At 33.3% G+C, this 14,569-nt stretch carries 14 protein-coding genes; 8 read left to right on the top strand and 6 right to left on the bottom strand.

All coding sequences use genetic code 11. From position 1 onward, the window contains the following. Positions 1-92 precede the first annotated feature (92 nt). From FWJ34_RS07000 to FWJ34_RS06990, 3 genes are all read right to left on the bottom strand, one after another. A complete protein-coding gene (locus tag FWJ34_RS07000; RefSeq protein WP_308254610.1) occupies positions 93-695 on the bottom strand; it encodes an NADH-quinone oxidoreductase subunit J in 603 nt (200 codons plus the stop codon). A 109-nt stretch (positions 696-804) separates the two neighbouring features. Next, complete coding sequence (gene ndhI / locus FWJ34_RS06995) at positions 805-1,383, bottom strand: NAD(P)H-quinone oxidoreductase subunit I (RefSeq protein WP_308254609.1); 579 nt, start codon at positions 1,381-1,383, stop codon at positions 805-807. Positions 1,384-1,515: 132 nt separating this feature from the next. Then, positions 1,516-2,133 (bottom strand): VWA domain-containing protein, encoded by a 618-nt coding sequence (locus FWJ34_RS06990; RefSeq protein WP_308254622.1) that lies wholly within the window; start codon positions 2,131-2,133, stop codon positions 1,516-1,518. Positions 2,134-2,297: 164 nt separating this feature from the next. Here FWJ34_RS06990 and FWJ34_RS06985 point away from each other — a divergent pair, with 164 nt between their 5' ends. The 5 genes from FWJ34_RS06985 (at position 2,298) to psbM (ending at position 7,960) form a co-directional block, all read left to right on the top strand. Further along, a complete protein-coding gene (locus tag FWJ34_RS06985; protein WP_308254608.1) occupies positions 2,298-2,606 on the top strand; it encodes a hypothetical protein in 309 nt (102 codons plus the stop codon). A gap of 850 nt (positions 2,607-3,456) precedes the next feature. After that, the gene (ltrA, locus tag FWJ34_RS06980; protein ID WP_308254607.1) at positions 3,457-5,343 is read left to right on the top strand and encodes a group II intron reverse transcriptase/maturase; all 1,887 of its coding nucleotides are present in this window, start codon (positions 3,457-3,459) and stop codon (positions 5,341-5,343) included. Between the two features lie 136 nt (positions 5,344-5,479). Next, positions 5,480-6,601, top strand: a complete 1,122-nt coding sequence (locus FWJ34_RS06975; protein ID WP_308254606.1) for a site-2 protease family protein — start codon at positions 5,480-5,482, stop codon at positions 6,599-6,601. A 162-nt stretch (positions 6,602-6,763) separates the two neighbouring features. Further along, positions 6,764-7,723, top strand: a complete 960-nt coding sequence (locus FWJ34_RS06970) for a J domain-containing protein (RefSeq protein ID WP_308254605.1) — start codon at positions 6,764-6,766, stop codon at positions 7,721-7,723. A 132-nt stretch (positions 7,724-7,855) separates the two neighbouring features. Next, positions 7,856-7,960 (top strand): photosystem II reaction center protein PsbM, encoded by a 105-nt coding sequence (psbM, locus tag FWJ34_RS06965; RefSeq protein WP_015221999.1) that lies wholly within the window; start codon positions 7,856-7,858, stop codon positions 7,958-7,960. Positions 7,961-8,144: 184 nt separating this feature from the next. Here the strand turns inward: psbM and FWJ34_RS06960 are convergent, their stop codons facing one another. The 3 genes from FWJ34_RS06960 to queG form a co-directional block, all read right to left on the bottom strand. Next, positions 8,145-8,615, bottom strand: coding sequence for a hypothetical protein (locus tag FWJ34_RS06960; protein WP_308254604.1), 471 nt, complete (start codon positions 8,613-8,615; stop codon positions 8,145-8,147). A 443-nt stretch (positions 8,616-9,058) separates the two neighbouring features. Further along, the gene (locus FWJ34_RS06955; RefSeq protein ID WP_308254603.1) at positions 9,059-9,709 is read right to left on the bottom strand and encodes an HAD hydrolase-like protein; all 651 of its coding nucleotides are present in this window, start codon (positions 9,707-9,709) and stop codon (positions 9,059-9,061) included. A gap of 190 nt (positions 9,710-9,899) precedes the next feature. Next, positions 9,900-10,871, bottom strand: a complete 972-nt coding sequence (gene queG / locus FWJ34_RS06950) for a tRNA epoxyqueuosine(34) reductase QueG (RefSeq protein WP_308254602.1) — start codon at positions 10,869-10,871, stop codon at positions 9,900-9,902. 161 nt (positions 10,872-11,032) lie between these two features. Between queG and FWJ34_RS06945 the strand changes: the two genes are divergently transcribed. The 3 genes from FWJ34_RS06945 to rpe all read left to right on the top strand — a co-directional run bounded on the left by FWJ34_RS06945 (position 11,033) and on the right by rpe (position 14,515). Continuing rightward, on the top strand, positions 11,033-12,595 hold the full coding sequence (locus FWJ34_RS06945) for an NAD(P)H-quinone oxidoreductase subunit N (protein WP_308254601.1): 1,563 nt from the start codon (positions 11,033-11,035) through the stop codon (positions 12,593-12,595). Positions 12,596-12,857: 262 nt separating this feature from the next. Continuing rightward, positions 12,858-13,745 (top strand): alpha/beta hydrolase, encoded by an 888-nt coding sequence (locus tag FWJ34_RS06940; RefSeq protein WP_308254600.1) that lies wholly within the window; start codon positions 12,858-12,860, stop codon positions 13,743-13,745. Positions 13,746-13,813: 68 nt separating this feature from the next. Continuing rightward, complete coding sequence (rpe, locus tag FWJ34_RS06935) at positions 13,814-14,515, top strand: ribulose-phosphate 3-epimerase (protein ID WP_308254599.1); 702 nt, start codon at positions 13,814-13,816, stop codon at positions 14,513-14,515. Positions 14,516-14,569: the final 54 nt, after the last annotated feature.

Raw genomic sequence — 14,569 nt, 5'->3', positions numbered from 1 at the left:
TCAATGATTATTTAAAAACATCTCCTGTGTCATCTTTCTTCCCTCTTCCCGAAAAAGAGAAAATAATTCTCACAAATAGGATTGCTATAGTTTTATTTCCCAGAAGAAATCAAATCTCGAGGTTTTTCAGGTAAAGTCAAAGAAGTGGTATAAATTTCTCTAGTTTTTTGGGCAGTGGGAATTAAATCTCGACGCGCTAAGATAATTGCCCCTACCATTGCCATTAAAAGCAAAACAGAAAGCACTTCAAAAGGTAAAAGATAGTCACTAAAGAAATGTTTACCAATAGTAACAATAGTGTTTTCAATGATAGCTGGGGAAATTACCGATAATTGCCAAGGAGTAACTAAAACCATAGTAGCCAATAAAGCGAATAAACCAAAACAAACTAAAGCAGTGGCAATTTGACGAATCCATCTACCTTTTACTTCTTGGAAATTTTCAGTTTTATTTACCAACATAATTGCGAATAGAATAAGTACATTGACTGCACCTACATAAACTAAAATTTGTGCAGCCGCAACAAAATCAGCATTAAGTAGAATATATAAGCCTGAAATACTTAAAAATACTCCTGCCAAAAGAAAAGCCGAGTAAACGATTTTATCTAATAAAACAACACCTAATGCAGTGCCAATCATTAGTATTGAGAGGATAACGAAAGCTACAAATTGAGTACTCTGTGATATTTCCACGATTTAATCTACCTTTTGAAAAATATTTGAACAACTAACGACTAATAATTCAGTAAGCATTATTGAATAACTAATAACTATTCATTATTCACTATTAAAAATTAACTCACTATTTATTATTAACTATATCTTGAGGATTTTTCCCAGCACGTTGACTACCTTTAGGTAAATCATGAGGTTCAATAACGCCTTTTGGTAAATATCCTAATTGTTTAAGAGGTGTTACCATCGGATCTTCCGTTACTTTTGTCGGTAAGCGTCCTAAAGCCACGTTATCATAATTTAATTCATGACGATCATAAGCCGCTAATTCATATTCTTCCGTCATCGATAAACAATTTGTCGGGCAATATTCAACACAGTTACCGCAAAAAATACATACCCCAAAATCGATGCTATAGTGTTTTAATTCTTTCTTTTTCACGGATTTATTAAACGTCCAATCTACTACAGGTAGATTAATCGGACAAACACGAACACAAACTTCACAAGCGATACATTTATCAAATTCAAAATGAATCCTACCTCTAAATCGCTCAGAAGGAATAAGTTTTTCATAGGGATATTGTACTGTCACAGGGCGACGTTTCATATGATCAAAAGTAACAGCAAAACCTTGCCCAATATACTTTGCTGCTTCCACACTTCCTTTCGCGTAATCGGTTACTTGTTTGAGAAATTTAAACATAATCTGTTCAATAAGTGCCAATGCAATTCATTTTACACGAACTTACCTCCGTTCAACATAGGAAAGTTGTGAGATAAGCTGATAAGCGGCGTAACTACTCATTCCTCATTCCTTATTCCTCATTCCTCATTCCTAATCAATAACAGCATTTAACAAAACTTGGGTTAAACCGATTTTTTCCATCTCATCAATAGTGATAGTATCCACAATGTCATATTTTGCCCCAGCTTCTTCTAATAAATCATCAAGTGCTTTAAAGTATTCCGTTGCTTTTTTATCCTTACCAATTTGAATAAAAGAAATTCCTAACTCTTCATCTCGATCTATTTTTTGAGTAGCATCAATAATTAAACGAATAATCTCTTTTGGTTCATCAGGAATACCATCAGTAATAATCAACAGAGTTTCACCGTTAGCTTTAGCTTTACCTTCGGCTTTCCTCTGAAAGTAATTATTTAGAGCATCTTGTAAGACACTTTTTAAATTAGATTTACCCATAGGCTCATTTTGAGCATAAATTTCACTAACTTTATCGGCTGTAACGTTGTCATATCGTCTAAAACGCCCAGAATATAGATAAATAGTGATGCCATCAGAATCAATTTCATCACATTTTTGAGCAAGAGCAATAGTCGATTCTTGGGCGATTTCCCAGCGAGTTTTCCCTTTCCCATCATCAGTATTTAAACTGCTACTCTTATCAATAATCACCGTATAATCTCGATCAGTAACAATGGATTCAGTATTCATCATCAATAATTCCTTATATTTATCTTTACCATGAATGATAGCTAAAAATTTTCAGATAGAAATTGTAAATTATTCTTGCAAATCTTTTTAAAATCTTTGAATTTAAGCTAGAACTGAGTTATGGCTTTAACCTACAACATACTCAAAATATTATTTAAAAAATTATGGATAATGAAAAAAAATATCGAATGATTTGTACCCTTTCTTTTGGTGATATTTACGGTCAAATTATCGTTTGGTTAGGTGTTATTTTCATCAGTCTGGCTAGTACCTTAGCTTTATGGAGTAGTACTCGTCAAATTTATGCTTTTGCTACTGTAGGAATTGTCTTAGTTTTATCTTTACCCTTTCTACTTTTTGCCTTTGTCACTACTTTATTAAATCATATCGAGTTTATTCCTGTAGAAGAAGTCGAATCTAATAAGGGCAGAAACAGAGCTAAATTAAATAAAATCGCCGAAGCCGTCAGCTAATAATAAGTAATAAGTAATAAGTAATACTCAAATCTTCAACTTTAGACACAAGGGCAAAATAAAAATCCAAATCTATTTTAGATGGGAAATTATCAATTTTAATAACTATTGCCTGAAGAATTTAGCCATTGCCCATTGCCCATTGCCGAGACTTGTGCAACAAGTATATTAATTAACCGAACTTTTAATGGTGGATCACCGTAAAATTTTAACCATTATCGTTTTTTCACATCCTCTACAATATAAGTTAAGTGGTGCGACCTGCAAAGTCGCATCGGAGAGTCTTGAGTAATCAAGCTAGGGAGTCATCCCCTACGTTACCGCCCGAAGATGCGTTCTGAGTAATTAGAAGGTATCACAGCTAGAGGGTTAAATGTCAAGATGGAGAAAAATCTAACAATCAAAGTCATGGCTAGGTAAAGATGAATATGATTGGATGCGTCCGAAGCTCCGTTATTATATGCTTTCCCGTTAAAGTTAGATTAGGGAAGGATTGAGGGACATGGTATTTATTTTCACTTAAATAAGTACAAAAGGTGTAAAAACTGTTTACATTTTTACATTGATGACCATAATTCCCTTCGGAGTATAGCATTCCTCTAAATTCATCATATCTCAAAGATGTGAAACAGGGTAAGCCCTATGTATTCTTAAGAAATTAAGTAAGGAGATAGTAATATCAAATTACGATACAGAGGGTAAAGGAGGTTAAAGAAAGCGAATGCCGTTATTACGCAAGTAAAAGGGAATACATAACCTGACGGATAAGGAAATACCCAACTCAAAAGAGTGCTGACTTTTAACTGGTGTTTACTGTTCCAAAAACAATCGGAGAAAATTTTGAATTATTATGGAAAAGATAGATAGAGAGCAATCTCTAATCGTAACTAATAAAGAAGATATAATCTGGAATGACATCAAGTGGAAAATACAGATTAACAATGTCCAAAGATTGAGAAACCGTATCTTTAGAACAACTACTGAACTAAGAAAAACCTTAGAAGTAAAAAGGAATCGTGGTCAGAGAAATCTACCACCACCTATTCAGGAACAATTGCTTAAAGCTAAGACACTGAAAAGAAAAATCAGAAATCTTCAAAAGTTATTAACCCGTAGTTTATCAAATATACTGGTATCAGTAAGAAAAATTACACAAATTAATAATGGTAAGAATACAGCAGGAGTAGATAAATTACTTATCACTACTCCTGAAAAGAGGGAAGAACTAATCAAAATAATTCAAGAACATTGGAGAAAAGGTTACACTCCCAAAGCCATTCTTCGCAAGTTTATACCCAAAAAGGATGGTAAAGTCAGACCACTAGGAATACCCACAGTATATGACCGTTGTATTCAAAGCATGGTAAGAAACTCATTAGAACCTTATTGGGAGGCTTACTTTGAAGGAATCAGTTACGGTTTTAGACCGTGCGGAAGTACTCATGATGCTATAGCTAAGATTTTTAATCTTGCAAGACCTCACAAAACAAAAAAATGGATTGTGGACGCTGACATTGAGAAATGTTTTGATAATATCGAACACAAAACATTACTAGAGGTTATCGGTAATTTTCCTTTTCGGGAATACATCGAAAAATGGCTCAAATGCGGAGTTATGAAAAATAACACGCTCGAAACATCAGCGATGGGTACACCTCAAGGGGGTGTTATTAGCCCTCTTTTGGCAAATATTGCTCTGCACGGTATGGAAGAACAACTTGGTGTCAAATATAACTATAGAGGGGAAATTAGTGGTAATCGGGCAATTGTTCGATATGCCGATGACTTTGTAATCTTCTGTGAAAGCAGACAAGATGCCGAAAAAGCCATAAAAGACCTAAAACCTTTTATGTGCAAAAGAGGTATAAGACTGTCAGAAGCGAAGACGAAAACTGTTCATATCACAGAAGGTTTTGACTTTCTAGGATATAACATCAGACAATACAAAGTAAATAACACCAAAACGGGTTACAAATGTCTCATTAAACCTTCCAGACAATCAATAAAAAACGTAAAATATAAAATCAAACAGATATTCAAAGAATGTCTAAGTAAACCTCTTGATTTATTAATTGGTAAAATCAACGAATTAGTAAGAGGATGGGGAAATTACTACCGAAATGCAGTAAGCAAGAAAGTCTTTAGTCATCTTGATAATTACATCTTTACAAGATGTGTTCGGTATGTTAGAAGAATGCACCCAAACAAAAACAAGAAGTTTACACAAAACAAATATTGGGGGAGATTCCAACCCAATAGGGATAACAAATGGGTTTTTGGCAATAAATCCAATGGTAATTTTATTACCAAATTCGCTTGGATTGATATAAAACGTCATGAACTCATAGAAAAAACCAATTCACCAGACAACCCAGAATTAAAAGAGTATTTCGACAAACGTAGAAAGAAACTGGACAAACTGGAATCCGAAAAATATAACGCAAAATGGAGGAAAGTAGCATTGCAACAAAACTTCATTTGTCCACACTGTAATCAGTCGTTATTTAATGGTGAATCAACGGAAATACATCACATCATCCCAAGAGCTTTAGGTGGAAGTAATTACACTAAAAACCTAGTAATACTGCATTATTACTGCCATAAGGCTCAACACAAAGTCGCTGTGAGGGCAACACAGAGACATAAAACGAACACACCAAAGGGGCAATACTCACATGAGAACGCAACAGAGGAACTGTTAAAAAACAAGCAACCAATACAACTTAGTTTATTTTAAGTAGTGTAAATGCTTGAGCCGTATGCTTGGAAACTTGCACGTACGGTTCTTAGGGGAGAAAAGGGAAGCAATTCCCTCTACTTACCCGACATCAAAAAACAAATTTCATTTCACCCAAAGTCGGAGATTTATTTTTATGAATGGAAATATTAGAGTAGGTAGTTTATTCGGTATCCCTTTTTATGTCAATCCTTCATGGTTTTTAGTACTAGGATTAATGACTTTAACCTATGGTACTGATTTAGCCTATCAAACTCAATTACCCGGCATTTTACCTTGGCTATTGGGTTTAATCACCTCATTACTTTTATTCTCTTCTGTTTTAGCCCATGAATTAGGTCATAGTTTTGTCGCCATGGCCCAAGGAATTGAAGTAAAATCTATCACTCTCTTTATTTTTGGTGGTTTAGCAGCTTTAGAAAAAGAATCCAAAACTCCCGAACAAGCCTTTTTAGTGGCCATCGCCGGTCCTTTAGTTAGTGTATTGTTATTTGTAATCTTCAGCTTGATTGGCGTTAATTTTTCCTTACCCCTTGCCTTAAGTTTGATAGTATCCTTACTCGCCACTATTAACTTAATTTTAGCAGTATTTAACATGATTCCAGGTTTACCCTTAGATGGTGGTAACGTTTTAAAAGCAATAGTTTGGAAAATCACTGGTAATCCCCAAAAAGGTGTTATCTTTGCTGGAATTGTCGGACAATTTTTCGGTTGGAGTGCAATAATTATTGGTGCATTAGGCACATTAAATGTCATTGGTTTTGGTAACTTTTGGACAGTATTTATTGGTTGGTTTTTACTCCAAAATGCTGGAAATGCCGCTCAATCAGCAAGAATGGAAGATAAACTCAATCATTATGTTGCAGCTGATGCAATTTTACCTGAAAGCCCCATTATTCAAGATAATTTAACCTTAAGAGAATTTGCCAATAATTACGTTATCGGTAAACAGCAATGGCGTAAATTCTTAGTTACCAATGAACAAGGTGTTTTAATCGGTGTCTTAAATACAGACGATTTACGCTCAGTCTCAACCATGGAATGGAATGATACTCATGTGTCAGATTTAATGAAATCGAAAGCCGAAGTTAAAACCGTTATTGATACCCTTTCTTTGTTAGAAGTAGTAAAATTATTAGAACAACAACAAGAACAAGAATTAACGGTAGTGAAAGAAGATGGTGTTGTACTCGGTTTAATCGAAAAACAAGGTATCATCAAATTTTTACAATCCAAAATTTCTCCAGCAGTAAGTTAAGCTAGGAATCATCAAAGTAAAATTGTGAGAGTGAGCTATGGAAAATGAGCAAGTAAATATTTTATACTCCTCCTCTCCTCTTTTTCTCCTCTCCTCCCAACTGATATTAATTGTTAATTGTTCATTGTTAATTGTAAGATCAGCTATTAATTAAGATTAACCATGGAAAATTTACGGATAACAGTGATCAACTATTATGAAATTCTAGGCGTAAGAATTGACGCTACACCAGAAGAAATCAAAAAAGAGTTTCGTCGTTTAGCCCGAAAGTATCATCCCGACATGAATCCAGGTGATAAAACTTCCGAAGAAAAATTTAAACAAATTAACGAAGCTTACGACACCCTCTCTGATAATAAAAAACGTCAGACTTATGATTTTGAGCTTTTTGGTAGCAGAAGTAAATTTGTTCGAGGACAAAATAACAAAAGTAATTCTGGTTTTCCCTTTACTCCCCCCAATATAGGCGATTTTTTAGGTAACATTAATTCTAATAACACTACCAGAATTAAAAGTAACCCTCAAAGAACTAGAGTAACTACAGGAGATTATACTCCCGGAAATATTAAAACACCCGTACCCCCTCGCTCTCAGCCTAAAGATATTGAAGCTAAATTAACTTTACCCTTAGAAAAGGCTTATGAGGGCGGTAAGGAGAGAATTAAATTAGAAGACGGGCGATCGCTCGAAGTTGAGATGCCTTCAGGAATGTATAATGGACAAAAAATTCGACTCAAAGGGCAAGGTATCAAAGGAGGAGATTTATATTTAAAAATATTGATTCAACCTCATGATTTTTTTAGTTTACAAGGTTCTGAGATTTCCTGCGAAATTCCTTTAACCCCTTCAGAAGCTATTGTTGGTGGTGCGATCGAAGTACCTACTATAGACGGCTTAGTCAAAATGAACGTACCGGCTGGGGTAAAATCAGGACAAAGACTCAAATTAGCCAATAAAGGCTATCCGAATATTCGAGGAGAAAGGGGAGATCAATTAGTAATAATACAAATAGTTATACCCGATCAAGTCAGTGATGAAGAAAAAAAATTATACGCACAAATACGAGAAATTGAGCAATTTAAACCTCGTCAAAATCTCATTAATTTTTATCAAGGGAAATAGTAACCCATCATAAATTTTGTCAAGAAAAGTTTACAATTATTTACAATAGTTAAATTTAGATTTTCTTTCTAATGAAATTACTCAATTATGATATTCTAGTGATTGTCAGTTAAGTTCTGAGAATTAACCAAAATGCAAGTTAACGATTTAGGCTTTGTTGCCACCCTTTTATTTGTGCTTGTGCCCACTGTTTTTCTCCTGATTTTATATATTCAAACTGGAAAAAACGAAGCCTAATAAACATATTTAAGAAAAAACAAGATAATCAATTATTAATATTGTTATCAAAAAATAAGGGTTTATTACTAGGAATTAAATCGATCATGATTTTTGTTTTACGTTAAGTAAAATGCCTAGTTTTAAGCCTTATTAACTTTTTAGTGGTTGCTGAATAAAAATGAATAGGTTTTGATGCTTTTCCTTAGGGGGTAATTTTTTCCCCTTTAAATTTCTTCTCCGTTAAAATTTCATTAATTTTGGGAATTAATCCTTTTTTGATAGCAGTTTTTCGGATTTCTTCAGCTTCCATGAATAAACCTTCTTCTTCAAATCCGGATATTGCTTCCTCATAAAGTTGGTTAATTTTAATCCATTCTTTTGCTAAATCTTGAGCTAATATTTCATTTTCATCTAATTTTTGAAAACCAGTTTCTCTCATCAATTCTAAAATTTTATGTTTATGCCACATATAAAAAGGGCTACCATCTTTAAGGGGAGTAGATTGAGCAAAACCTTCTAGTAAGGCTTTTTCAGTAGGTTTTCCCTCGTCATTTCTTAAACCTAATTCTTTAAGTTTTTTGCCCATTTTAATAGCTGATAATCCATATATTTTACCTAAATTTGTTAAATTAGACCAAATATCAGTAAATTTTTTATTTCTTTTTTTTGCCATAAATTTTAATTTGAAATTATATGTACAGCAGTGAAGTTCTTTATACCTGAGATGATCAAATACTAAAACTTAATCATAGCAAAGATTTGTCCATTCGCTTTTTCCTCCCTTCTTAATTAGGGTTTGCTGAATTAATCAGAAAGCTTTAAAATCAAGGGTTTAGACGTATTACATCAACAAAAAAGTGCAGAGTTTTCACCGATTTTATTCAAAAATTCCACATTTTTCTGATGATTTTCCCTGAAACTATAGCGTAACAAAAGATACTTGATAGAGTTAAGAATTACACTAAACACCTTGATTTATAATTATTTAACCTGATACCTAATACCTGATACCTAATACCTGATACCTAATACCTGATACCTAATACCTAACAGCTAATACCTAACAGCTAATACCTAACACCTATCCTCATCAAAAAACTATAAGGCAAACCTTAATTAAGATTTTATCATCAACTTCTCATTAAAAATTTCGCTTAACTGTTGAGGTTTATCAATTAAAAAATCTGGGTTATATTCAGCTAAAACATCTGCGGAATTAAATCCCCAAGTTACTGCTATTACTTTTATTTTGCTTTTTTGTGCCGCTTCAATATCACGAGTTTCATCACCAACGTAAAATATTGTATCAATTAATAATTGATGTTTTTTAATTAGTTTATTAATTACTTTATTTTTACCAAATAGTGTATTAGCAGAATAAATAAAATCAAAATAACACTCTAACTCATTATTTTTAAGAAAATCTAATACATTATTTTCCAGATTTGAAGTAACTATACCATGGGTAAAACCCTGTTTTTTAAGATTAATTAAAGCCTCTTTTATTCCCGAAAATGGCTTAAGATTTGCAATGTGTTGATTTAGTTCTTTTTTTACTCGTCTTAATAAAAATGGTATTTTATAGGCTGGAATTGGCGATTGCAAAAAAATATCTTTAGAACTTAATTTACTTAAACGAATCATCTCATCTTCGGTCACTTTCTCATAACCAAATTCATCAGCTAATTCATTAGCAATTTTTACCAATGTCAGACGACTATCAGCAAGAGTACCATCAAAATCAAATATCAAAACTTTTTCTATCATGAACAATTTTATTGTGAGGAAAATTTTAACTATAATTAAGGGAGTATAAAGGAAATCAAATTCTGTAAATATTTAAAAATATTTAGTTTTAAGTAGTAACGAATAACTATGGAATGTGCAAAACTTGTTTATAGACTATATGCTATAAAAAATATGCTATTAATTTATAAAAAGCTATGATAGATCGATTCTAATCGTGAATTTGACTTTCATTAATTTGACATTGAGCATTACGTTGCCACATTTTAGGTTTAATACGGCGTAATGCCGAACCTTGAAAACGTTGATTCCATTCAGCTTCCGTAATTTGTGCTAAATCTATTAATTTGGGATTAATATTAGCAGGATATGGCAAAAAATCAGGCACATCCGTTACTTTAGCAAATCTTTGATTCCAAGGGCAAACATCTTGACAAATGTCACAACCTGCTACCCAACGGTTTAATTTAGAAATAATTTCTGTGGGTAAATTTTCTTGACGATTTTCAATGGTATGATAGGCAATACAAAGATTAGCATTAACCACAAAAGGCTCAGTAATTGCCTGAGTAGGACAAGCATCTAAACACCTTGTACAAGTACCACAATGATTAGTATGAGGTTGATCTGGAATTAGCTCAATATTAGTTAAAATTTCTCCTAAAAATAGCCAACTACCATAATCTTTAGTAATTACATTAGCGTTTTTCCCTATCCAACCGATACCAGCTTGTTGTGCCCAAAATTTATCTTGAATAGGTCCAGTATCAACATAATATCTTACTTTGATTTGGTCATCTTTTCCCATTAACCAATGACATAAAGTTTTGAGTTTTTTTGTCATCACTTTATGATAATCTCTCCCCCAACCGTAGCGAGAAATTTTAGCAGTATCTGGGTCATCTGAATGTTGATCAGGAGTATAGTAATTTAAAGCAAGAGAAATAATCGATTTAGCTTCTTCCCAAGTTTCCTTAATGCCTTGCCGTTTAGGATTATTCATCCATGCCATTTGCGCATGATAACCTTTATCTAACCATTGTTGAAGACGTTGTTTATTTTGAGCTTGTTTATCCAAATCAATAGCAACGTTTGTGATACCCACTTTATGAAATCCAATATTTAAGGCTTGTTGTTTTATTTCTTCACTCACAAAAGATAGAGTTTTGTCATGGTTATTCATTCTATTTTATCTCTATTTAAACATAATTTCAGGAGAATTAGGATTTAAGCTCTTACGAAAATCACATTAAAAATCTTTTTTGATATACAAATTGTTAATTATTTATTGATTTTTCTATTTTCGAGTAAGATTACTATTGAGAGTTATCAAATTGATTAATTATGGATTTTTCAGGTCAAATTGCTAGTCTATTAAATGCTTCGGCTATTCTTCCAGAAGCTATCGTTATCGTTACCTTATTATTAGTTTTAATCATCGATTTAATTTTTGGGCGTAAATCTGTTCCATGGTTGCCTTATTTTGCCATTGCTGGTTTACTAGCCTCCGTTATCGCCTTATTCTATGGTTGGGATAATCCTAATCCTACCTCATTTTTAGGCTCTTTTACCTCTGATAATCTAAGTATCGTCTTTCGTGGCACTGTTGCTTTATCTACCGCTATCACTATTCTATTATCCATCGCCTATATTGAAAATACTGGAACATCTTTAGCCGAATTTGTCGGTATCCTTTTAACAGCAACTTTAGGCGGAATGCTTCTTTGTGGTGCTTCTGAATTAGTAATGATTTTTGTTTCCTTAGAAATGCTCAGTATCTCCTCTTATTTATTAACAGGATACATGAAACGAGATCCTCGCTCTAATGAAGCCGCATTGAAATATTTATTAATTGGGGCAGCTAGTTCAGCAATTTTCCTCTATGGTTCATCATTATTATATGGACTATCAGGAGGCGTGACCAATATTAATACCATTACTGCTACTTTACAAGCAGGAGAAGGTTTAGAATCTTTGGGTTTAGCCATTGCCTTAGTTTTCATGGTAGCAGGTATCGCTTTCAAAATTTCCGCTGTGCCTTTTCACCAGTGGACTCCTGATGTGTATGAAGGTTCACCTACTCCTGTAGTTGCTTTCTTATCCGTCGGCTCAAAAGCAGCCGGATTTGCGATCGCCATTAGATTATTTGTCACCGCATTTGCTTCTGTAACCGAAGAATGGCACTTTATTTTTACAGCTTTAGCAATTCTGAGTATGGTATTAGGAAACGTGGTAGCCTTAGCACAAACTAGCATGAAAAGGATGTTAGCATATTCTTCCATCGGTCAAGCAGGTTTTGTGATGATTGGCTTAGTCGCTGATACTCAAGCAGGTTACTCAAGTATGATATTTTACTTGTTTATCTACCTATTCATGAACTTAGGGGCATTTGCTTGTATCATTCTCTTTGCCTTAAGAACCGGTACAGATAAAATTAGCGATTATGCCGGATTATATCAAAAAGATCCCCTATTAACCCTCGGATTAAGCCTATGTTTGCTTTCTTTAGGCGGAATTCCTCCTTTAGCAGGATTTTTTGGCAAAATTTACATTTTTTGGGCTGGTTGGCAAGCTGGGCTTTATGGCTTAGTTTTAGTCGCTTTAATTACCAGTGTTATCTCCATTTACTATTATATTCGAGTGGTAAAAATGATGGTAGTTAAAGAACCATATGAAATGTCAGATATAGTTAAAAAATATCCACCCGTCCGTTGGAATATGCCCGGAATGCGTCCCATTCAAGTAGGTTTAGTCTTTTTACTCATCGCTACATCTTTATTGGGTATTTTATCTAACCCAGTGGTAACAATTGCCAATAAATCTGTTAGCAGTAGCTTAGTCTTAAAAGCATCTTTAGAAGCAAGAATTAATAATATTTCTGCTACTGAAATTAAAACAGTTTTATAAATAAATTTAAGGGGAATTAGCTAGGTTAAATACTACTAATTTCCATTAACTTTCATAAAATTTAACAACTCTTACTTTTGTCTCAGTAATAACAATATAATTATCTATTAATTATCAATTATAGTAATCACCGAACCAGTTATAAGAAATCAATTATTAGAAAAAAATCGAAGATACCATCCCTCTTGCTTTTTCTCTTTTCTCTTTTCCCTTTTACGATAAGATAATTCTCACAACTCATAACTGACTGCTGTATTTGAAAATGTTTTCTAAAAATATAATTATTCAAGCAGAAAAACTAACAGAATCCACCTCGATTAATCTTTTTCAGCAGATAAAATTTACATCTTTAAAAACACCTTTAATTGAAGATAATATTTTAACTAGCTATCTGAATAAAGGAGAAAAAGGAACACCTATTTTATTATTGCATGGTTTTGATAGCTCATTATTTGAATTTCGCCGTTTATTACCACTATTGAGTAAAAATCATCAAGTTTTTGCTTTAGATTTACTAGGTTTTGGTTTTACCGAACGTAAATTAACTATTAATTATTCATCAGAAAATATTAAGATTCATTTACAAGAATTTTGGGCAAAAATGATCCAAAAACCAGTAATTTTAATAGGGGCATCTATGGGAGGTGCAACGGCTATTGACTTTACTTTAAGTTATCCTGAAACCGTAGAAAAATTAATCTTATTAGACAGTGGAGGATTAATAAAACCACCGATTATGGGTAAATTTTTACTTCCACCATTAGACTATTTAGCAACAGAATTTTTAAGGAATTTAAAAGTTAGACAAAGTATTAGTAAAACAGCTTATTTTGATCCTCATTTTGCCAGTGAAGATGCTCTCCAATGTGCGGCTTTACATTTAGAATGTGATAATTGGAATAAAGCCTTAATTTCTTTTACCAAAAGTGGTGGTTATCGCTCTTTTTCGGCTGAATTAGATAATATTAAACAACCAACTTTAATTATTTGGGGTGAAAATGATAAAATTTTAGGCATACAATCCCCTAAGGAATTTCAACAAAAAATAGCTAAAAGTAAATTAATTTGGGTAAAAAATTGTGGTCATGTACCACACCTAGAATGCTCAGAGCTGACAGCTAATCATATTCTCGATTTTACCGATAACTGATACACTATAGAAAAATTAAATATTTTGTTACAATCAACCCAAACTAAATTATATATTGAATCAAAACCATGAGCAATAAACCTATCGTCATTTCTCCTTCCATTCTTTCTGCTGATTTTAGTCGCCTTGGGGAAGATATTAAAGCTGTAGATGAAGCAGGTGCAGATTGGATTCACGTTGACGTTATGGATGGACGTTTTGTACCTAATATTACCATTGGTCCTTTAATTGTACAAGCAATTCGTCCCTATACCAAAAAACCTTTAGATGTTCATTTAATGATAGTCGAACCTGAAAAATATGTTGCCGATTTTGCTAAGGCTGGGGCGGATATTATTTCTGTTCACGCTGAACATAATGCGTCACCTCACTTACATCGTACATTATGTCAAATTCGTGAGTTAGGGAAATTATCAGGTGTGGTGCTTAATCCTTCAACTCCTTTAGAATTAATTGATTATGTGATTGATGTTTGTGATTTAGTTTTAATCATGAGTGTTAACCCCGGCTTCGGTGGGCAAAGTTTCATTCCTTCCGTTGTGCCTAAAATCAAAGCCTTACGTCAGATGTGTGACGAACGTGGTTTAGATCCTTGGATTGAGGTTGACGGCGGTTTAAAACCTAACAATACATGGCAAGTTTTAGAAGCTGGTGCTAATGCTATTGTAGCCGGTTCAGCAGTCTTTAATGCTCCTGACTATGCACAAGCCATTGAAGCCATCCGTAACAGTAAACGCCCCGAAAAAGAGCTTTTAACTGTTAACAGATAGCTTATTATACTTCCTTATATCTACTTATTTTCAAAGGTTGACATTTACAAAAAA

The sequence above is a fragment of the Geminocystis sp. GBBB08 genome (assembly GCF_016743215.1).
Taxonomy (GTDB): domain Bacteria; phylum Cyanobacteriota; class Cyanobacteriia; order Cyanobacteriales; family Cyanobacteriaceae; genus Geminocystis.
The sequence above is the reverse complement of the archived record's forward strand: the minus strand, read 5'-3'. Positions and strand labels throughout refer to the sequence as shown.